At 62.6% G+C, this 21188-nt stretch carries 18 protein-coding genes; 8 read left to right on the plus strand and 10 right to left on the minus strand.

Annotated features, from left to right (window positions below):
* The first annotated feature begins 164 nt into the window (after positions 1–164).
* Positions 165–2423 carry a putative bifunctional diguanylate cyclase/phosphodiesterase gene (locus PU133_RS09670; RefSeq protein ID WP_404861552.1) on the plus strand — a complete coding sequence of 753 codons (2259 nt, stop codon included), beginning with the start codon at positions 165–167 and terminating at the stop codon, positions 2421–2423.
* A gap of 13 nt (positions 2424–2436) precedes the next feature.
* Here the strand turns inward: PU133_RS09670 and PU133_RS09675 are convergent, their stop codons facing one another.
* From PU133_RS09675 to PU133_RS09705, 7 genes are all read right to left on the minus strand, one after another.
* On the minus strand, positions 2437–3702 hold the full coding sequence (locus tag PU133_RS09675) for a branched-chain amino acid ABC transporter permease (protein ID WP_404861553.1): 1266 nt from the start codon (positions 3700–3702) through the stop codon (positions 2437–2439).
* Entirely contained in the window at positions 3702–4700 is a 999-nt protein-coding gene (locus tag PU133_RS09680; RefSeq protein ID WP_126009936.1) for a branched-chain amino acid ABC transporter permease, read from the minus strand. The genes PU133_RS09675 and PU133_RS09680 overlap by 1 nt, the downstream gene beginning before the upstream one ends.
* Before the next feature lie 9 nt (positions 4701–4709).
* Positions 4710–5414 carry an ABC transporter ATP-binding protein gene (locus PU133_RS09685; RefSeq protein WP_404861554.1) on the minus strand — a complete coding sequence of 235 codons (705 nt, stop codon included), beginning with the start codon at positions 5412–5414 and terminating at the stop codon, positions 4710–4712.
* On the minus strand, positions 5411–6226 hold the full coding sequence (locus PU133_RS09690) for an ABC transporter ATP-binding protein (RefSeq protein WP_404861555.1): 816 nt from the start codon (positions 6224–6226) through the stop codon (positions 5411–5413). Before PU133_RS09690 ends, PU133_RS09685 begins: the two co-directional genes overlap by 4 nt.
* A 220-nt stretch (positions 6227–6446) precedes the next feature.
* Positions 6447–7496 (minus strand): glycine betaine/L-proline ABC transporter substrate-binding protein ProX, encoded by a 1050-nt coding sequence (gene proX / locus PU133_RS09695; RefSeq protein WP_404861556.1) that lies wholly within the window; start codon positions 7494–7496, stop codon positions 6447–6449.
* Positions 7497–7592: 96 nt separating this feature from the next.
* Positions 7593–8525, minus strand: coding sequence for an ABC transporter permease (locus PU133_RS09700; RefSeq protein ID WP_404861557.1), 933 nt, complete (start codon positions 8523–8525; stop codon positions 7593–7595).
* 40 nt (positions 8526–8565) lie between these two features.
* Positions 8566–9771 carry a glycine betaine/L-proline ABC transporter ATP-binding protein gene (locus PU133_RS09705; RefSeq protein WP_404861558.1) on the minus strand — a complete coding sequence of 402 codons (1206 nt, stop codon included), beginning with the start codon at positions 9769–9771 and terminating at the stop codon, positions 8566–8568.
* A gap of 404 nt (positions 9772–10175) precedes the next feature.
* Between PU133_RS09705 and PU133_RS09710 the strand changes: the two genes are divergently transcribed.
* A complete protein-coding gene (locus PU133_RS09710) occupies positions 10176–13190 on the plus strand; it encodes a response regulator (protein WP_404861559.1) in 3015 nt (1004 codons plus the stop codon).
* A 9-nt stretch (positions 13191–13199) separates the two neighbouring features.
* Here PU133_RS09710 and mnmD read toward each other — a convergent pair whose 3' ends face one another.
* A complete protein-coding gene (gene mnmD / locus PU133_RS09715) occupies positions 13200–13901 on the minus strand; it encodes a tRNA (5-methylaminomethyl-2-thiouridine)(34)-methyltransferase MnmD (RefSeq protein WP_404861560.1) in 702 nt (233 codons plus the stop codon).
* Positions 13902–13959: 58 nt separating this feature from the next.
* On the opposite strand from mnmD, the gene PU133_RS09720 reads away from it, so the two are divergent.
* The 6 genes from PU133_RS09720 to uraH all read left to right on the plus strand — a co-directional run bounded on the left by PU133_RS09720 (position 13960) and on the right by uraH (position 18546).
* The gene (locus PU133_RS09720; RefSeq protein ID WP_404861561.1) at positions 13960–15129 is read left to right on the plus strand and encodes an NAD(P)/FAD-dependent oxidoreductase; all 1170 of its coding nucleotides are present in this window, start codon (positions 13960–13962) and stop codon (positions 15127–15129) included.
* A 73-nt stretch (positions 15130–15202) separates the two neighbouring features.
* Complete coding sequence (puuE, locus tag PU133_RS09725; RefSeq protein WP_404861562.1) at positions 15203–16123, plus strand: allantoinase PuuE; 921 nt, start codon at positions 15203–15205, stop codon at positions 16121–16123.
* Complete coding sequence (gene uraD / locus PU133_RS09730) at positions 16120–16617, plus strand: 2-oxo-4-hydroxy-4-carboxy-5-ureidoimidazoline decarboxylase (protein ID WP_404861563.1); 498 nt, start codon at positions 16120–16122, stop codon at positions 16615–16617. The genes puuE and uraD overlap by 4 nt, the downstream gene beginning before the upstream one ends.
* On the plus strand, positions 16618–17664 hold the full coding sequence (gene alc / locus PU133_RS09735; RefSeq protein WP_404861564.1) for an allantoicase: 1047 nt from the start codon (positions 16618–16620) through the stop codon (positions 17662–17664).
* 7 nt (positions 17665–17671) lie between these two features.
* Positions 17672–18187 carry an ureidoglycolate lyase gene (locus tag PU133_RS09740; RefSeq protein ID WP_404861565.1) on the plus strand — a complete coding sequence of 172 codons (516 nt, stop codon included), beginning with the start codon at positions 17672–17674 and terminating at the stop codon, positions 18185–18187.
* Entirely contained in the window at positions 18184–18546 is a 363-nt protein-coding gene (gene uraH, locus PU133_RS09745) for a hydroxyisourate hydrolase (protein ID WP_404861566.1), read from the plus strand. The genes PU133_RS09740 and uraH overlap by 4 nt, the downstream gene beginning before the upstream one ends.
* A 47-nt stretch (positions 18547–18593) precedes the next feature.
* On the opposite strand, the gene guaD is transcribed toward uraH, so the two are convergent.
* The gene (guaD, locus tag PU133_RS09750) at positions 18594–19901 is read right to left on the minus strand and encodes a guanine deaminase (protein WP_404861567.1); all 1308 of its coding nucleotides are present in this window, start codon (positions 19899–19901) and stop codon (positions 18594–18596) included.
* Positions 19898–21142: a urate hydroxylase PuuD gene (locus PU133_RS09755; RefSeq protein ID WP_404861568.1), complete on the minus strand. Its 1245-nt coding sequence runs from the start codon at positions 21140–21142 to the stop codon at positions 19898–19900. Before PU133_RS09755 ends, guaD begins: the two co-directional genes overlap by 4 nt.
* Positions 21143–21188: the final 46 nt, after the last annotated feature.

Below are 21188 nucleotides of genomic sequence, written 5' to 3' on the forward strand. Positions count from 1 at the left end.
GGATCGACCCGTATCGAAGGGGAGCCTGCGGCTGATGCTGCAGGCTCCCTTCTCGTTTCGGCTGGAGCTTTGGATCTTCTAAAATGCTAAGTTGTGGCATCGGCGCGTAACGCTTTCGAAACCGCACCCTCGCTAGCTGTTATGGACAGCAGCGGGGGCGAACCATGACGATAAGCTCGGTCGGCAAGGTTGAAGTGGAGCGGCTAGAGGCCGTTCGCGCGCTCAACCTTACCTACACATCCGATTTTCCCGATCTCGACGCCATCACCAGCTTCGCCAGCGAGATATTTGGTGTCAGCGGTGCACTGGTCACCATCGTAGACGAGGATGTCCAGTGGAACATTTCCCGATCCGGCTATGATGATCGCTGGACACCGCGGCTTCATTCGCTCTGCAACGTTACTCTTGCTCAGGGGAGGCAGCTTATTGTTCAGGATCTGAGCCTGGACGCCAGATTCGGCAGCAATCCGCTTGTCCACCAGTCACCCTATCTGCGCTTTTATGCAGGTATTCCGCTCGAGATTGATCCCGGCATCTGCCTCGGCACGCTCTGCCTCATCGATACCGAAACGCGCTCCTTGTCATCGCGTGAAGTGGCGCAGCTGGAGCGGCTGGCAACCATTGCGACGGCCTTGCTCAGGCAGCATCGCGACACGGTGCGCGTGGCGCGTCTTTCTATGTCTCTCGCGCAGTCCGCCCGCACGATCGAAGAGCAGTCACATACACTGACGCTGCAAAACCGCATGCTGGACGAAGCCTGCGCGCTCGGTGAAATGGGTGCCTTCAACCACGATCTGTTGACCGATCAGGCCGAATGGAGCGCGATCTTGAAGCGCATCCACGATCTTGACGAACACACGCCGATTGGTCCGACCAGCGATTTCAGCCACATGGCGCGCTTTTATTCCAAGAAGGACTTGAAGCGCTACGTGGTTGCCGTGCGCGAAGCGATGCGGAAGCGTGAGACGCTGGAATTCGAAACCACCCTGCGCACGGCGAAGGGCCGCCGTCGTTGGGTGCGCCTCCGGGTCGATTTCGAGTACGACCAGAATGGCCGGCCCGTGCGCCGTTTCGGCATGATGCAGGATATCACGCGCGAGAAGCGGCTGCTTGGGCGTCTGGATTATCTGGCCAATCGCGATCCGCTGACGGGTCTCTACAACCGCAATTACTTTCTGCGGACCGCGAACCAGCATCTCAAGGATCGCAAGCACTTGACGACGGGTATCGCGATCCTGGATCTCGACGGCTTCAAGGCCATCAATGACAGCTATGGCCACGCTGCCGGCGATGCCTGCCTGCGCGCGATTGCCACGAGACTGCGAAGCCATTGTGGTCCGGACTGGCTTCTCGTGCGGCCCGGCGGTGATGAATTCGCGCTCGTGATTGCCGATGAATGCGATCTGGAAACCTTGAAGGAACGGCTCGAAGCTTTACGGCTCGTCATCCAGCAACCGATCGACTGGAAGGGGATCACGTTCCAGGTATCGGCCTCCATCGGTCTCGCCCCTGCTGAGCCTGGCTGCACGCAGGATGCTCTCGAACTGGTGCAATCGGCCGATCTCGCCGTTTACAAGGCGAAGGCGGCGGGGCGCAATTGCCTCGCCACCTACTCCTCCGATCTTCACGAAGTCGCGCTCCATCGGTTCAACATCATCAGCGAGGCGCGAAGGGCGCTCGACCGCGGCGAGTTCACGCTGTTCTACCAGCCGAAGATCAAGCTCATGGACCGCAGTCTCAGCGGGTTCGAGGCCTTGCTGCGGTGGCGTCAGCCGGATGGCCGTTACGCTGCGCCCGGCGAATATCTGCCCGTCCTCGAAGATGGCGAGATGTCGCGGCGCATCGGCGACTTCGTCATGGACGAGGCGATCCGGCAAGCCTCGCACTGGCGGGCCAGCGGCTTTGATTTCGGCAACATCGCCATCAATGTTTCATCGAGCCAGTTCATCGGCAGCGGCTTCGTCGACCGGCTGATCTCCAGCATGGCCGATGCCAGTCTCGCACCCGGTGACATCCAGATCGAGGTGACCGAAGGCGTGCTTCTGTCAACCGGCGCGACCTCGGTCGCTTCGGGCCTCAAGCGGCTGTCGGACCACGGTATCAAGATCGCGTTCGATGACTTCGGCACGGGCTACGCGTCGCTGGTCCATCTGCGCCAGCTCGAATTCGACGTCATCAAGCTGGATATGTCCTTTGTCCGCTCGATGCTGACGTCGCCTGCCGACATGGCAATCGTCGAGGCGGTGCTGACGCTCGCAAGGCGGCTCGGCAAACAGGTCGTGGCTGAAGGTGTCGAGACGGGCACCCAGGCGGAAACCTTGCTCGCCCATGGCTGCCATTACGGGCAGGGTTATCTCTTCAGCCGGCCAAAGCCCGCGGCCGTGGTCGAGGCCGCGTGGCGGGAGTTGCGCGAGGCGGTGTGAGCCGTCCTCAACCTTAGGCCTTGCGCGACAGACGCTCCGGAATGACGCCTTTCGGCGCGAAGCGCAGCACCATGGTGATCGTCAGGCCAATGACGAAAACGCGCATGGCGAGCGCCCGGCTGTTCAGGTCCGCAGGGGCCTGCCAGCCGAAGAGATCGCGCCCGATCGTGCGGATGTAGTCGAAGATGACGAGCGTCACCGGTTCCGACATCGTCCAGATCACGTAGACCAGCAGCGCCCCGAAGATCGCACCGCGATTGTTGCCGGGTCCGCCGAGGATCACCATCACCCAGATCAGGAAGGTGTGGTTGAGGTCGACGAAGCCGTTCGGGTCGAAGATCGTGTTGAAATGGATGAGCGTCGCGCCGCCGATGCCCATCAAGACGCAGCCGAAGACGAAGATCTCGAGCCTGCGCTTGGTCACATCCTTGCCCATGGCGGAGGCTGCGTCTTCATTGTCGCGGATCGCGCGCATCATGCGGCCCCAGGGCGCGTGATAGACGCGCTGCAGCAGCATGTAGACGATGACGAGCATCACTGCCGTCAGGACGAGGTAGCTTGCGCGTGCCGCGGTGAAGCCGACTTCGGCCGCGCCCGGTACCGGCCAGGGCAGGGGCGACACGGTCTGTGTCCCACGCGTCAACCAGTCGGCGTTCTTGAGGAAGGTCTTGATGATCTGCGCGATGCCGAGCGTGGCGATCGCGAGATAATCGGAGCGCAGGCCAAGGCAGATCTTGCCGACCACCCAGGCGATAGCACCGGCAACGATGCCGGCTGCCGCCCAGCCGAAATAGACGGGCAGGCCAAGGCCACCGACAAAGCCGGCTTCCCGTTCGATGTAGCGGGCGGTGGGATCGAGGCTTGCCGAGACCACCAGATAGGCGACGGCGAGCGTCACCAGCGTCAGGAAGGTCACGAGCGGCTTTGGCAGGCCGATCTTGCCCGAACACGACACGGCGAAGACGGCGGCCGCGCCGATCGCCACCTTCACGAGCACATCGCCGAGCATGGCAGGGCCTTCGGAATCCCAGAACGCCTGGTTGACGGGGAAAGTCACGAAGAGCGAGGCGAAGGCGCCGGCGGCGATGAAGCCCATGATGCCGACATTGAAGAGCCCCGCCGTGCCCCATTGCAGCGAAAGCCCGAAGGCGATCATCGCGTAGCACAGCGCTTCCACCGTCACGCGCAGCGAATATGCTGTGCCCTGGGTGACAAAGATGATGGCAAAGAGAACGCCGAGCCCGGCGAAGAGCAGGAGGTCGCGACGGTTATCGGTCATCACAGCACCCGTCCTTTGAAGATACCGGTCGGCCGGTAGATCAGGATGAGGATCAGAAGGACGAAGGGCACCATCAGCTTGTAGTCCGTGGGCACGATGGCGAGCGAGGCCGGCACTTCGAACGCGTTGTCGGTCCAGCGCGCGATCGGGCGCAGCAGCACCGACCAGTTGAACACGGCGAGCGTCTCGGCGTAGCCGACGACGAAGCCGCCTGCGATCGCGCCATAGGGCTGGCCGATGCCGCCGACGATCGTCGCGGCGAAGATCGGCAGCAGGATGTTGAAGGAGAGATCCGGCTTCAGCGAGACGTCCAGCGCGAGCATCGTGCCGGCAAGTGCCGCAAGTCCACCACCGATGATCCAGGTGGCACGCACCACGGTCTCGATGGAGATGCCGGTGACCTGCGCCAGCGACGGGTTGTCGGAAACCGCACGCATCGCCTTGCCGAGGCGCGAGCGCGACAGGAAGTAGTGCAGCGCAATCACCGAGATCAGCGTGACGATGAAGAGCGCCAGCTGCGGCTCCGTCACCGTGATCATCTGGTTGGCGCCGGGCACTTCGATGCGGAAGATGTCTTTCGGCTCGTTGAAATAAAGCTCACGCGAGCTCGGGCCGGCGAACAGGCGAATGAGGCCCTGCAGCATCAAGGTCACGCCGATCGAGGCCATGACCAGCACGATGCCTTTTGCACCGGATCGGCGCAGCGGCTGGTAGAACGTCCGGTCGATGCCGATCGATATGCCGGCGGTGAGGATCATAACGATCGGCAGCACCATCATGGCGATCGGCAGCGGGCCCGCGAAACCCGCGGCGGCGAGTGCTGCGGCCAGAACGTAGGCGATGAAGGCGCCGAGCGTCATCATGTCGCCATGGGCGAAATGGGCAAAGCGCAGAATGCCGAAGATCAGCGTGACGCCGATTGCGCCGAGCGCATAGATCGACCCGATGATGGCACCGGCGAGGATGCCCTTGTTGATGAAGAAGACCAGCTCATTCATTGGTGTCGATCATCCCCCGAGGAAGCTTTTGGCGACTTCCGGATTGTCGAGAAGCGCCCGGCCGGTGTCGGTGTAGGAATTCTGGCCGTTGGCCAGCACGAAGCCCTTGTGGGCGATGGCAAGCGCCTGCTTGGCGTTCTGCTCAACCATGGCGACGGTCACGCCGAGCTTGTTGATGGCGATCACGCGGTCGAAGATTTCCGACATGTACATGGGCGAAAGGCCCGCCGTCGGCTCATCGAGCAGGATCAGCTTCGGCTCGATCATCAGCGCGCGGCCGAAGGCGACCATCTGGCGCTGGCCACCGGACAATTCGCCGGCTGCCTGCCGCCGCTTGTCCTTCAGCGGCGGGAAGATCTCGTAGACCTCGTCCATCACACGGGAATAGTCGTCGCGCCGCGTATAGGCGCCCATCTCAAGATTCTCGTGCACCGTCAGCGTCGCGAAGACATTGTGTTCCTGCGGCACCATCGCGATCTTGTGGGCGGCGAGCATTTCCGGGCTGATGCCGGTGATGTCGTGCCCGTCGAAATGGATCGAGCCCTCGGTGATGTTCAGCATGCCGAAGATCGCCTTCAGCGTCGTCGACTTGCCGGCTCCGTTCGGACCGACGATCACGCCGATCTCGCCGGCATCGAGCGTCATATCGATCCCCTTGAGGATCGTCATCTGGCCGTAACCGGCATGAAGATTGCGGATTTCGAGCAGGCTCACGGACGCGCCTCCACCTGATTGGCGTGGGCGACGGTCGCATTGCCCGTCGGCGAGCCGCCGAAATAGGCCTCGATCACGCGCGGGTCGTTCTGGATGTCGGCGATGTGGCCTTGCGTCATTACAGAACCGGCGGCCATGACGATGACCGGGTCGCAGAGCCTGGCGATCAGGTCCATGTCGTGCTCGATGACGAAGAAAGTGTAGCCAAGTTCGCGGTTCAGCCGTTCGATGTTGGACGCGAGATCGTTCAGGAGCGTGCGGTTGACGCCGGCGGCGATCTCGTCGAGCAGCACGACCTTGGCGTCGGTCATCATCGTGCGGCCGAGTTCCAGGAGCTTCTTCTGGCCGCCCGAAAGATTGCCGGCAAGCTCGGTCTTCACATGGGTGATCTTCAGGAAGTCCAGCACTTCCTCGGCCTTGCGGCGGATCGCTTCTTCCTCGCGGCCGACGCGGCCGGGCATGAACCAGGCACCGATCAGGCCTTCGCCTGTCTGGTTGTCCGGCACCATCATGAGGTTCTCAAGTACCGTCATGTTGGAGAATTCGTGCGCAATCTGGAAGGTTCGCAACAGGCGCCGCTTGTACAGCGCGTGCGAAGGCAGGCCGGTCACGTCTTCGCCGTCGAACAGGATGGTCCCGCTCGTCGGCTCCAGCGTGCCCGCCACCATGTTGAACAGCGTCGACTTGCCAGCGCCGTTCGGGCCGATCAGGCCCGTCACGGAGCCTTTCTCGACCGAGAGCGTGCAGTCGTTGACTGCGTGGAAGCCGCCGAAGCGCTTGCTCACGTTTTTCACTTCGATGATCGCTGACATCGTTCCCTGTGGGCGGCCTTAGGCCGCTTCTCGTCGCGGATGCGTCCCCTGTCCGGGACGTCGATGGCGATGCCTCTAGCATCGGGCAATTCGCAATGGAAGGCCGCGAAAACCATGGGCGGCTGCACAAATGCCGCAGATTCTGTTCGCGTGCGGCAAAATCTTGTGCAAACGGGCCCCGAAGGGCCCGCTTGCGGGTTAAGTTCACGAAGTTTTCAGATCAGGACGCCGCGTCGCGCGCGGCAGTCAGCCACTCGTCGACCTGCGCGCGGTTCTCTTCGATCCACTCGGCAGCATGGCGAGCGACGTCGGCTTCGCTGTTTTCGCCTTCGTACATCTTGGCGTTCTGCGCGAAGACGTCGTCCAGCGGCACGGACGCCGCTTCCAGAAGCGCGCGCGCCGCCGGGTTCGCTTCGAGGAACTCGGAGTTCGCCACCGGAACGAGATCGTTGGCCGGGAAGCCGAGCTGGCAGGGATCGTTCACGCAGCCCTCGACGCCGGCCATTGTGGCTGCATCTTCGAGGCCCTTGGTCGATTCCGGCAGGTCGATTTCCGGCACTTCGATCCAGACGACATCTTCGCCCGGCTTCAGCACGTTGACGGTCCAGTTCGGCGTCCATGTGTAGAAGAAGATCGGCTCGCCGGCCTCGTAGGCGGCGACCGCATCGGCCATGGAGGCGTTGTAGCCGGCCTTTACGGGATTGACCGTATCGCGCAGGCCGTAGGCGTCGAGGTGATGCTCAATACCGACTTCGCAACCCCAGCCGGGCGGGCAGGCGACGAGATCGGCCTTGCCGTCGCCATCGCGGTCGAAGAGCGCGGCGATTTCCGGATCCTTGAAATCCTCCAGATTGTCGATGCCGTGTTCATCGGCCGTGGCCTTGTCGATCAGGTAGCCTTCAAGTGCGCCACCAGCGGCAACCGTGCCGACTTTTTCGGCGCCCTGCGAGAAGGTCTCCTCGTAGGTGTTGTGCAGCGGGAACCAGCCGTCCACCCACAGGTCCATGTCGCCCTGGGCGACCGACTGGTAGAAGATCGGGTTGTCGAGCGCGCTCGGACCTGCGACCTCGTAGCCAAGCTCTTCGAGCATCTGCTTGTAGATCTGCGTGTAGAAATAGCCCGTGTCCCAGGTCGGCTGTGCCATGTTGATGGTCACGCCTTCACCGGGCTGCGCATCCTGAGCGCTGGCAACGGTCGTTGCCGCCGCGAAGCAGAGGGCTGCCGCCGCAACGCTGGCAGAGAGGCGGGGCAGGCGTCCGAAAGCTGTCATCTTTGTTCTCCCTTTGGGTTTTGTCGGTCTCCGCCCCTTGTTGCAAGCGGAGGGTTTTCGTGCCGCCCGCAAGAAGGCGGCCGATTTTCGTGGCGGTCAGGCGGGCTTTTCGTCAGCCGTGCGAGCCGCGATCCGCGACGGCTTGAAAAAGCCGCGGAACGTCTGTGCGAGCGAGGGCGTGGCGACCGCCTTGCGCTCGGCGAAGGATTGCGTGATCCGGTCCAGAATGATCGCAAGAATGACGATGCCGATGCCGCCTTCCATCGCGGTTCCGACATCCAGCCGTCCGAGACCCGTGTTGACGGTCAAGCCAAGACCGCCGGCGCCGATAAGCGCTGCAATGACGGCCATGGACAACGCCATCATGAGTGTCTGATTGAGGCCGGCCATGATGGTGCGCATGGCAAGCGGAAGCTGCACTTCCCACAGAACCTGGGAGGGTGTGGAGCCGAATGCATAGGCCGCCTCGACGAGGTCGGCCCGCACACCGCGAATGCCGAGATTTGTCAGGCGCACGATCGGCGGCAGGGCAAAGATGATCGTGGCGATGACGCCCGGCACCGTGCCGACGCCAAACAGCATCACGATCGGCACGAGATAGACGAAGGGCGGGATCGTCTGCATCACGTCGAGGATCGGCCGCAGGATGGCGAGGAACCGGTTGCTGCGCGCTGCCAAGATGCCGACCGGGACACCGATGACGGCGCAGAAGAACACAGCCGTCACGATCATGGCGAGCGTCGTCATGGTCTGTCCCCACACCCCGATCAGGTCGAGGAAGACGAGCGCGAGCGCCGTGAAGATGGCAACCCCGCGGCCGGCCGTACGCCAGGCGATGAAGGCGAGGATTGCCGTGAACACGAGCATCGGCATCGCATTCAGAAATCCGTCCAACCCATCGAGAACGAACGAAATCGGCGCCTGGAGGGAGCGGAAGAACGGCCTGAAATTGGGGACGAGCCAGTCCTTGACGGCGGAATCGACCCAGTCGCCGAAGGGGATTTCAAAAAGGTCGGATGGGCTGAACATGCTTCAAGCCTCCCACTGTCTTGTGCACAGTCGATCCATCTCAGGCAGTTGCTGCACGCTTTTGACCACTCTCATGCTCTTCGCCGCGGACCAGCTGGTGAAAAATGTCGCCCGGTTCGACGATGCCGATGAACGCGCCCGTCTCATCCACCACCGCAATGGGCCGGCCGGCTGCTGCCTTGCCGTAGAGCTCGTGCAGGTGGGCATCGGGCGTCACCGTCGCGAAATTCGGATCGAGGTGCTGCGCGAGCGCCCCTGGATTCGAGGCGCCCGAGAGGCCGCGGTAAAAGACCTGCCCGCGCAGTGTACCATTGTCTGTCACGAACAGCGCGTCCAGGTCCTCGGCTTCCATGCGAGCCAATGTCTCCGAAACGGAGGCGCTGATCTCGATGGAGAGCGGCGGGCGTGCGATGGCGGCAACTTCGAACACGCGCGAGCGGTCGATGTCCTGGGTGAAGGCGCGGACGTAATCGTCGGCTGGCTCGCCCACGATTTCTTCCGCGGTGCCTACTTGCACGAAGCTGCCATCCTTCATGATGGCGATCTTGTCGCCCAGGATCAGCGCCTCGTTCAGGTCATGGGTGATGAAGATGATCGTCTTCTTGAGGCTGCGCTGCAGTTCCAGAAGTTCCAGCTGCATGTCGCGGCGGATGAGGGGATCGAGCGCACCGAAGGGCTCGTCCATCAGAAGGATCTCGGGCTCGGTCGCGAGACCACGCGCCAATCCGACGCGCTGCTGCATGCCGCCGGAGAGCTCCTCGGGATAGCTGTCCGCATAAGCCTCGAGGCCAACCTGGGCCAGCGCCTTCAGTGACCTTTCGCGCCTTTCGGCTGCAGGCAGGCCCTTCACCTTCAGCCCGTAGGCGACATTGTCCACGACCGTCTTGTGGGGAAAGAGGGCGAAGTGCTGGAACACCATCGCGACCTTCTCGCGCCGCACCTTGCGCAGTGTCTCGGCGGAACACGACGCCACGTCGATGCCGTCGATCATCATCTGGCCGCTTGTCGGCGGGATCAATCCGTTGATCATCCGCACGAGCGTGGACTTTCCGGAACCGGAGAGGCCCATCACTACGAAGACCTCGCCCTCGGCAACCTCGAAGCTTGCGTCATTGACGCCGATCGTCTGGCCTGTCTCGGCGTGGATATCCGCCTTGCTGTGGCCCTTGCTCACCATTTCGAAGACCCGATCGGGCTCGCTTCCAAATATCTTGAAGATATTCTTCGCTTCTACTTTGTTCGCCATACCGTCCGTGAAAGCTTTTCCCGTGAGGGACTTCAATACAAGTGGGTGAGACCTCGAATAATGCGCAGTGATACGAAGTGCAGATCAGCAAGTCGCGGCCTGGCGGAGGCTATAGGGGAGATGTTGGTGCGGAACCTAACGCCTCTATTCCATCCTGGCAACCGGCGGACACGATTTTTATCAATTAGGAACATAATGTTGCAGAAGGAGAGGGGATGCGCCGTGCCGAATGCGGCCTGGGATGTCGCAATCAGGCCAGAAAATGACGCGTGCGCTTCGAACCGCTGCGGTCTCCACTGTTCCGTTCTATGGTTAACGCTTTGTTCAGCGCGGACCGGCATTCTCACCCTTGGGTTGTTGGCGCGGCCGGCTCGATTGTGGGTTGGCGATGGCGGGGGTGGTGCGTGCGGACTGTTGAGGGTGATCTCGATAGGGATGTGATCGAGCGCGGCATCGCGCACGTGCCGCAGATCGGTCACCTGATCTACGTCAAGGACGGCCAGATGCGCTATCGCGCGGCCAGTCAGTCCTTCCTCACCTCCATCAACAAATCCGCAATGCCTACCAGCGATCCAGCCTTCGGTGAAGACGGCTATGATCGTGAGCGCGATGAGGCCGAGCGCCGATGCCTCGTGTTTGGCAAGGTCCAGCGGCTCTCGATGGTCTGTCCGGACGGGGTTCGGCGCGTGCTCACCCTGACGCGGATCAAATGCACCGACGGGTCGCTATTCGTCGTCGGCCACGATCCCCGGATTGATCCAACTGCCTTGCTTCAGGATGTCGGGTCGGCGTCGGCTCCCGTGCCGGATCAGTCCGGAGAAATGGACGATCTCCGGCAGGTCATTGAGGCGATGCCCATGGCAGTCGTCGTGGTCGACCAGGACCTCACCATTGAACTGATCAACGGGCGCTTCTTCGACATCTGGCGTCTGGAGCCGGTGCTTCTCCTTGGGCACCCGTTCCGTAAGCTCATGGACCTCAACCGCGACAACGGGATCTACGACGTCGTCGACGATGACTGGGAAAGCTACGTCGCATCCAGAACCGCCGAGATCCGGCAGGGCGCCGTCGCTCCGAGAGAATTCAAGCGGCAGGATGGCGTCGCGCTGATGTACTCGGTGACGCCGCTGTCGAACGGCCGCCGCATGATCGGCTATTACGACATCAGCGAAGTGCGCAAGCATCGCGAGCGCGCCGAAGCGATCAACGCCAAGCTCAAGGACACCGTCCGCCTGCTCGACGACGCTGCGGAGGCGATGGCGCAGGGCCTGCTGATCTACGACGCCAACAAGATACTCTTTACCAACGACCGCTTCTACGAGTTCCTTGATGTGCCGCGTGGACTGGTCGGACCGGGCAAGCCTTGGGTGGTCTTAATCGATTACTGCGCCGAGCGCGGCGACTACGGCGAGGGGGAGGAGGCGGAAAAGGCCAAGGCCTACATTCTCGAGAGTGCCCGCAAAGGACAGTTCCACCAGCTGGAGCGCAAAGGTCGTGACGGCCGTTGGCTGCGCATCGACGGCAAGCCCACGACCGGCGGTTTGACCGTTGTTACCTATTCCGACATTTCGGAGCTTAAGGAACGGGAAGCGGAACTGCAGCAGCTGGTCATCAAGGCCGAAGCCTCCGATCGGGCGAAGTCCGAATTCCTCGCCAATATGAGCCACGAAATCCGCACGCCCATGAACGGCGTGCTGGGCATGGCAGAACTCCTGTCGAAGACCGACCTCGATACCCGCCAGCGTACCTATTGCGACATCGTCATGAAGTCCGGCAACGCGCTCCTGACGATCATCAACGACATCCTCGATTTCTCCAAGATCGAAGCGGGCGCGATCTCGCTCGAATATGCGCCGTTCAATGCGCGCGATGCGGTCGAAGACGTTGCCGGTCTGCTGGCGAAGGCCGCGGCAGAGAAGGATCTCGAACTGGTGGTGCGCGTCGATGCGGGCGTGCCGGGCATGCTCGTCGGCGATCAGGGCCGCTTCCGCCAGATCGTGATGAACCTGCTTTCCAACGCCATCAAGTTCACCGAGAAAGGCCACGTCCTGATCTCGCTCGCCGGCCGCGCTGTCGACGATAGCGCGGAACTTGTACTGACCATCGAGGATACGGGGCTCGGCATCCCCGCCGACAAGCGCGACAAGATCTTCGAGAAGTTCAGCCAGGTCGATGGATCGTCGACCCGCCGGCACGAGGGTACCGGCCTCGGTCTCGCCATAACAACCCGGATCATCGAATTGATGGGTGGGACGATTTCGCTCGAAAGCGAAGAGGGCCGAGGCTCGACGTTCCGCGTCTTCCTCGCGCTGCCGATTGGCGAGACGTTGCAAACGCCTGCGCCACCGCCGGCGTCGCTTGTCGGCGCGCGCGTTCTGGTGATCGACGACAACCAGGTGAACCGCGATATTCTGAGCGCGCAATTGCAGGACTGGCAGTGCGACGGCTGCGCGGCCGTCAGCGGTGCCGAGGGCCTTCAGGTGCTCAAAGCCGCAGCCGCCATGAATGTCGCGGTCGACTGTGTGATCCTCGACCATCACATGCCGGGCATGACTGGGCTGGAAATGGCGACGGCAGTGCGGCTCGATCCGGCACTGAAAGATACGCCGATCATCCTGCTCACCTCGGTCGATGTCGATCCGCGGCGTTCCGACATCCAGCGGCTTGGCCTCGTTTCGGTGCTGACGAAGCCGGCGCGTGAAGCGCATCTGGCGGCCACACTCGGTGAAGCCCTGGCACGTTCGAGACCAAGCGCTCCGGCGCCCGAATTGCGATTGCCGACGGACGTCGTGCAGGAACTGTCAAGCGACCTCGACCAGATAAAGCCCGAGACGATTGCGCCTGCCTTCACGTCGAAACCTGGAGCGCTGTCGCTCGATCTCTGGATCGACAACGAAGGCTTGGCCGAATCGGTGGCGGGTATCGGGGCCGCGCTTGCTTTCGACGACGAAGCGAACGATGGCCATGTCGACCGCCAAATCGCGGCCAAGCCGCAATCGTCGGGCAGGCGCCTTGAAGAGCAGGCGGCTCGGCTGGACGTGCTCGTTGCGGAAGACAACGAGGTCAACCAGATCGTCTTCAGCCAGATCCTCGACGATCTCGGCGTCGTCTACCGCATCGTCGGCAATGGCGCGCTGGCGGTCGCCGAATTCGATCGTGCCGTTCCGCGGCTGATCCTGATGGACGTATCGATGCCGGTGATGAACGGCCATCAGGCAACGCAGGCCATTCGTGCGCGCGAGCGGCAGCGCCGCGGCCATGTGCCGATCATCGGTGTCACTGCCCACGCGCTCAAGGGCGATCGGGAGGCCTGCCTGCAGGCGGGGATGGACGATTACATCTCCAAGCCGATTAGCCCCGACATGCTGGAACGCAAGATCGGCGAGTGGCTCAAGAATGACGCGAAGGCGGCCGGCTGATATTGCGCTTTACGACGTCCGTGTGCCGGCAAGCATTTCGCGCTTCATGCCGTGGCCGGGAAGCCGATCGACGGTGAAGCCGGCCGCCTGAAGATTGCGCCGCACGAAGCCTGCCGCGGCATAGGTCGCAAATGTCCCACCGGGCTTGGTCTTTTCGAACACGGCGCCGAGAAGATCCGCTGACCACATGTCGGGATTGCGAGAGGGCGCAAAGCCGTCGAGATACCAGGCGTCGGCTGGGCCATCCCAAGCGTTCAACCGCTCCGCCGCATCGCCGATCAGGAGCTGCAGCCGGACGCCATCGTCGAGATCGACCACGAGATCTTCCAGCGGTTTCGGTTGTGGCCAGACAGCGACGAGGGCTGCGACTTCATCGGCAAGCTCCGGCCAGTTCGCGAGAGCGCGGTCCAAGGTCTCGCCATCAAGCGGGAATTTCTCGAAGGACGTAAAGGTGAGATCTTGGCCCGAGCGGCGCTGCGCTTTCCAGGCCTGCCACGTCGTCAGCATGTTCAGCCCCGTGCCGAAGCCGAGTTCCGCGATGGCGAAGTGGTTTTGTTCCTGCCACCGCTCCAGCAGCCGATTGCCGGCAATGAACACGTGCCGCGTCTCTGCGAGACCATTTTCGCGAGAGTAAAAATGATCGCCAAAGCGCGTGGAAAAAGGCATATCGCCCTCATGCCACACGATCGCGTTTTCGCCTTCTTCACCCATCGATCTACTTCCATGCCGCGGTCTCTTCGCGACGTGCGTAGCGCCGATTGAAGTGCCGATGCAACGGGCTCAGTCAGCTTCCAGCAGCGCTCGGTCGTGCGATCTCCTGATCGCGGGTGGCGGTGTCGTCGGTTTGTGGATGGCACGGCTTGCGAGCGACGCCGGGATGTCGGTCGCCCTCGTGGATGCCGGCGCGATTGGAGCCGGTGCCAGCGGCGGCATTCTCGGCGCACTGATGCCGCATGCGCCGGAGCGCTGGAACGGCAAAAAGCAATTTCAGTTTGAAGCGCTCCTGTCGCTGGAGCCAGCAATCGCCGCGCTCGAGGCGGAGACGGGGCTGTCCACCGGCTACGGCCGCATCGGCCGCCTCATGCCGCTGCTTGACCAGCGTCAGCTGGATCGCGCGCGCGAACGTCAGGACGATGCGGGCCGCAACTGGCAGGGGCGCGATCGGTCGTTTCGTTGGACGGTGCATCCGCCCGCAACCGGGAGCAGCTGGCTGGCCGCAGCTGCCGCACCGGCCGGCGTCGTCTTCGACGATCTGAGTGCAAGGCTCGATCCGCGGCGCCTCTGCGCAGCGCTGCGCACAGGCCTGGAAACGCGGCCGAATGTGCTCCTGATCGAGCATGACGGACTGCAGCATTGGCAGGCCGGCAGGGCGGAGCTTGCCAGCGGAGCCGTCATACTGGCTGACCGAATGGCGGTAACGGCCGGGCACCAGAGCTTTCCTTTGCTTGCGTCGCTGTTTCCGCTTCCGACCGAGCTCGGCATGCCTGTCAAAGGGCAGGCGGCGTTGCTCGATGCGCGCTGCGATCCCGCTCAGCCGCTCATTTTCGATGATGGCGTCTATATCATTCCCCATGCGGACGGCACGGTTGCGATCGGCAGCACCAGCGAGAACAGCTTCGACGCGCCGTTTTCGACCGATGCTCAGCTGGACGTCTTGCTCGCGCGTGCGTTTGCTCTGTGTCCCACGCTTGCTAATGCGCCGGTGATCGAACGCTGGGCCGGGCTTCGCCCCCGGGCGATCGGCCGTGATCCGCTGGTCGATTTCGTGCCAGGTGACGCGAACACGGTGATCGCGACGGGCGGCTTCAAGATCACGCTCGGTATTGCCCATGCCATGGCCGAGGCGGCGCTCAACCGGCTGCTGGGACGGCCGGTCGAATTGCCGGAAAGCTTCTCGATCGATTATCATCTCGCTAAGGCCGCGCGGATAAAGCGCTGAACGGCGCGTCCAGCACGCTGGCAATCGACGCTGCGGGTGATAACGTCCGCGCCGAAGAATGAAGAATCTCACCATGACCACCGAGCCTTACCCCAGAGACATGATCGGCTACGGCCGCACGACGCCCGATCCGCGCTGGCCGGACGGTGCGCGCATCGCCGTGCAGTTCGTCGTCAATTACGAGGAAGGCGGGGAAAACGCGATCATCCATGGCGATGCCGCATCCGAAGCGTTCCTTTCGGAAATCGTCGGCGCGCAGGCCTGGCCCGGCCAGCGCCACATGAACATGGAATCGATCTACGAATACGGCTCCCGCGCTGGTTTCTGGCGGCTGTGGCGTATGTTCAACGAGCGCCGCATGCCGGTCACCGTGTATGGTGTCGCGACAGCGCTTGCGCGCAATCCCGAGGCGGTCGCGGGCATGAAGGAAGCCGGTTGGGAGATTGCATCCCACGGCCTCAAATGGATCGACTACAAGGACTTCACGCTCGACGAGGAGCGCCGCCACCGGGACGAGGCGATCCGCCTCCATACCGAAGTCACCGGCGAACGGCCGCTCGGCTGGTATACGGGCCGATCGTCGATCCATTCGACGCAGCTGGCGATGGAGGAGGGCGGCTTCGTCTATTCCTCCGATTCCTACGCGGACGATCTGCCCTATTGGGTCGACGGGATGAATGGCGACCATTTGATCGTGCCCTATACGCTCGACGCCAACGACATGCGCTTCGCGACGCCGCAAGGGTTCAATACGGGCGAGCAGTTCTTCACCTATCTCAAGGACAGCTTCGATGTTCTTTATGAGGAAGGCGTGCAGGGTGCGGCCAAGATGATGTCCATCGGTCTCCACTGCCGTCTCGTCGGCCGTCCGGGGCGGGCGGCGGCCCTTGCGCGGTTCCTCGACTATGTCGCGGGCCACGATAAGGTCTGGGTCGCGCGCCGGATCGACATTGCGCGCCATTGGCATGCGCATCACAAGAGGCAACCGCGATGATCGAAAAAGATGTATTTGTCGAGCGCTACGGCGGGATCTTCGAGCATTCGCCCTTCGTCGCCGAACGTGGCTACCAGCGCCTTGCGTCCGACCAGGCGCTGACGGTCTCGACCGTTCATCTCGCTCTGTGTCAGGCATTTCGCGCGGCAGACCGTGATGAGCGGCTCGGCGTGCTCCGCGCCCATCCCGATCTCGCAGGCAAGCTCGCGATCTCGGGCGGTCTCACCGAGGCTTCGAAATCCGAGCAGGCTGGCGCCGGGCTCGATCGGCTTTCGCCTGAAGAACATGCGCGCTTCACCGAACTCAACGATCGCTATCAGCGCGAATTCGGCTTCCCCTTCATCATCGCGGTCAAGGGGCTCGGCAAGGACGACATCCTGCGGGCCTTCGAGAAGCGTATCAAGAACACCAAGCCTGACGAGTTCGCGACTGCCTGCAATGAGGTGGAGAAGATCGCGCTGCTCAGGCTCAAATCCATGCATCCGGAGAGTTGAATGACCAATGAGCATGCCGTTCTCGAACTGAGCGAGGACATTCCTGATTTCGTGCGTGGGACCATTAACCTGGCCTCCGAGCGGCTCGGAGCTGTCGGGTTGGCGACCTCGGACGAATTCTTCGCACCGTTGTCGCGCATGTTGAACGATGAGCCGGCCGTCTTCCTGCCCGGCGAATACGACGACAACGGCAAGTGGATGGATGGCTGGGAATCGCGCCGCAAGCGGGTGCCGGGTCACGATTGGGCCATCATCCGCCTCGCGATGCCCGGCCGCATCTTCGGCTTCGATATCGATACAAGCTTCTTCACGGGCAACTACCCCCCGCACGCCAGCATCGAAGTCGCCCATGTCGAAAATGGCGATCCGGACGAGGCGACCGAATGGGTGGAGATCCTGTCGAAGACAGCGCTCGGGCCGTCGCGGCATCATTATGTCGAGATCGACGATCAGGCCCACCGCGCCAATGTCTGGACGCATCTGCGTCTGCACATCTATCCCGATGGTGGCGTGGCGCGCCTGCGTGTCTTCGGTGCCGCGCACTATGACTGGAGCCGTGTCGGCGCCGAGCAGGAGGTCGATCTCGCTTATATCTTCCACGGTGCCCGCGCGCTCGCCTGGTCGGATGCGCATTACGGCTCGCCGGAACGGATGCTTGGACCCGGTCGCGGCATCAACATGGGTGATGGTTGGGAAACGGCGCGCCGCCGCGGGCCCGGTCACGACTGGACAATCCTGAAGCTCGGCCACCCGGGAACGATTGCCCGAGTCATCGTCGATACTGCCCATTTCAAGGGCAATTATCCCGATACCTGCGAGCTGCTGGGGGCCTATCTGCCGGATCACGTCGGCGATTTCAGTGATGAGCAGATCCGTGACAGCGAGACCTGGAAGCCCATTCTGCCGCGCACCAAGCTGCAGATGGACCATGTGCACGAGTTCGCCGGTGACGCAGTGGAGGGGATCGGGCCGGTGACTCATGTCCGTTTCGCGATCCATCCCGATGGCGGCGTCAGCCGTCTGCGGCTCTTCGGCACCAAGGCCTGAGCGCTTGGTGGCGCTGACGCTCACCGTTGAAAGGTTGACGCGGGAAGCCTTTGCCCCGTTCGGCTCCGTCATGGATATCGACGGAGCCGAACTTCGGATGATCAATGGTGGAACGACCGAACGTTACCATCGGCTGGCTGTCAGCGACACGGATGCCGAGGGTCGGACGATCGTCAGCCTTTTTCGCGGGCAGCCACGGGCTTTTCCGTTTTCCATTGCAACGATGGAGCGCCACCCCGAAGGCAGCCAGGCCTTTTATCCACTCGACAAGCGGGACTGGCTGCTGGCTGTTGCCGAGGATGACAGTGGACGGCCCGCGCGACCGCGTGTCTTTCGCGCAACCGGCGTGCAAGGCGTCAGCTATGGGCGCAATGTCTGGCATCACCCGCTTCTGGCTCTTGATGACGTCAGCGACTTCCTCGTTGTCGATCGGGAAGGGCCGGGACTCAATCTCGAAGAATATTTCTATTCCGAGCCCTTCGTCATCGAGGCGGCTGACCTGACGAAAAGAGATAAGCCATGAGCGAAGGCGGCCGACTGACCACCCATGTCCTGGACACCGCATCGGGACGTCCCGCGTCGGGTCTTGCGATCGAGCTCTTCCGGCTCGAAGGCACCGATCGCGTCCATCTCAAAAGCGTCACGACCAATTCCGACGGGCGTTGCGATGCACCGCTGCTTGCCGGCGATAGCCTCGTCGTAGGAACATACGAGCTGGTCTTTCACGCCGGCGATTATTTGCGGGCGCAAGCGCAACCCCTGCCTGAGCCCGCTTTCCTCGACATCGTGCCGATCCGCTTCGGCATTGCCGACGCCGGCGCGCACTACCACGTGCCATTGCTGATCTCGCCCTACGGGTATTCGACGTACCGGGGGAGTTGATCCGGCGATCGTAAGGGTCGTCCCCATCGCGGGGCGACCACGCCGCTTCAATGCACCAGCACCGACTTGCCCGGCTCACCCGCGACGTAAACCTCGCGGATCGTGCGGTCGTCGCCCATGGTCTGCATAAGGAACAGCTCTTCCGAAAGCGTGGTGACGCGTTCCATCTTCAGCGCCATCGCCGGTGTCGCCTGGGCGTCGAGCACCACGACATCCGCTTCCGAGCCCTCATCCAGGGTTCCAATGCGGTCGGTGAGGCCGAGCGCGTCGGCATTGCCGCGCGTCATGCGCCAGGCGCTCTCGAGAGGCGGCATGCGGTTGCCGGCGAGTTGCTGCACCTTGTAGGCCTCATCCATCGTGCGCAGCATCGAATAGCTCGTTCCACCACCAATGTCGGTCGCAAAGGCCGCACGCAGGCCGGCTTTCTCCACGCGGCGAAGATCGAAGAGGCCGCTGCCGAGGAAGAGGTTCGAGGTCGGGCATGAAACCGGTACTGCTTCAGCTGCCGCCAGCGCACCCAACTCGCGATCGCTCAGGTGGATGGCGTGGCCGAGCAGCGTGCGGGGCCCAAGCAGGCCGTATCGGGCATAGATGTCGGTGTAGTCCTTCGCGCTCGGATAGAGCTCGCAGGCGAATTCGATTTCCGCCTTGTTTTCAGAGAGGTGCGTCTGGATGTGAAGATCCGGATTCCGCCTCGCCAGCGCGCCCGCCATCTCCATCTGCTCCGGTGAGGAGGTGATCGCGAAGCGCGGCGTGATGGCGACGAGGTTGCGGCCCCTGCCGTGCCAGCGGTCGATCACATGCTGCGTGTCTTCATAGGAAGACCGCGGCGTATCGGTCAGCGCATCCGGCGCGTTGCGGTCCATCATCACCTTGCCGGCGATCATGCGCAGGTTTCTGCGGCTCGCTTCGGCAAAGAAATTGTCGGCACTCGAGCGGTGTACCGAGCAATAGGCGACCGCCGTCGTCGTGCCATGACGCACGAGTTCGTCGAAGAACCGCCCGGCGATCCGCGCCGAGTGGATTTCGTCGTCAAAACGCTGTTCCTCGATGAAGGTGTAAGTGTTCAGCCATTCCAGCAGCGAGCCGGCATAGGAGCCGACGACCTGCATCTGCGGGTAATGGATGTGCGGATCGATGAAGCCCGGCATGATGAGGTGCGGCCGATGATCGACGATGACCACGTCATCCGGCGCCTTCGCCTTGACCGACTGAAATGATCCGAAAGCCTTGATGCGGCCATCCTGCATCAGCAGGCCGCCATCGTCCTCGTAGCGGTAGCTTGTATGGTCGTCGGCGGCTTCAGGCTTGCGGGTGAAGGACAGCAGCCGCCCGCGCAACAGCCGCGCGGTCAACGGTCCGCTCCATAGGCAGCGCTTTCGTACCAGGCGTTGATCAGCGCGCGTTCGGTTTCCGTCATCGCCGTCAAATTGCCGGGCGGCATGGCGTGGCTGCGGCCGGACTGCAGGTAGATCTCGCGGGCGTGGGCTGCAATCTCCGCGTCCGTTTCGAGCAGCACGCCCTTGGGAGCGCGGTGAATGCCTTCCCAGACGGGCTCTGCTGCATGGCACATGGAGCAGCGACCCTGGACGGTGTCGCGCGCCTCACTGAAATGCACGTCTTCCGCGAATGCCGCGAAGGCCGGGGCGACCGCGCCGGCAGCCTCGGCACCGTCCTCGGTGGTCTGGCGAGGGACGGTGGATAGCCACATGATGACGATGAAGATTACCAGCGTCACGATCCACGTCCAGGTCGGCGAGCCCTTGCGGGCATGCTTGGTGTTGAACCAGTGCCGGATCGTCACGCCCATCAGGAAGACGAGCGAGGCGATCACCCAGTTGTAGGCCGTGCCGAAAGCCAGCGGATAGTGGTTCGACAGCATGAGAAAAATGACGGGCAGCGTCAGGTAATTGTTGTGCAGCGAGCGCTGCTTGGCCTGAAGCCCCAAGCGAGGATCGGGAGCACGGCCGGCCTTGAGGTCGGCCACCACGATCTTCTGGTTCGGAATGATGATCAGGAACACGTTGGCCGACATGATCGTCGCGGTGAACGCGCCGAGATGCAGGAACGCCGCGCGCCCCGTGAAGAGCTGCGTATAACCCCAGGCCATGACGACGAGCACGCCGTAGAGCACGATCATCAGGCCGGTCGTGTGCTTGCCGATCGGCGACTTGCAGAGCTGGTCGTAGAGCACCCAGCCGAGGCCGAGCGAGGCGAGCGAGATCAGGATCGCGACGGGCGCCGAGACGTCCAGGACATTGCGGTCGATCAGATAGAGATCGGCACCGGCATAATAGACGACGGCGAGCATCGCGAAGCCCGAAAGCCAGGTCGCGTAGCTTTCCCATTTGAACCAGGTCAAGTGCTCGGGCATGGCCGCCGGCGCGACCATGTATTTCTGGATATGGTAGAAACCGCCGCCATGCACCTGCCACTCTTCGCCGCTCGCGCCCACCGGCATGCCCGGGCGCTTCGTGAGCCCGAGATCGAGCGCGATGAAATAGAAGGACGAGCCGATCCAGGCGATGGCCGTGATCACGTGCAGCCAGCGCACGGCAAAAGACAGCCATTCCCAGGCGATGGCATATTCATACATGGTGCGATCCCATTGATGCGACCCCGATCCTTAGCGTGAGACGCTT

It is taken from the genome of Georhizobium sp. MAB10 (assembly GCF_045012825.1).
GTDB lineage: Bacteria > Pseudomonadota > Alphaproteobacteria > Rhizobiales > Rhizobiaceae > Georhizobium > Georhizobium profundi.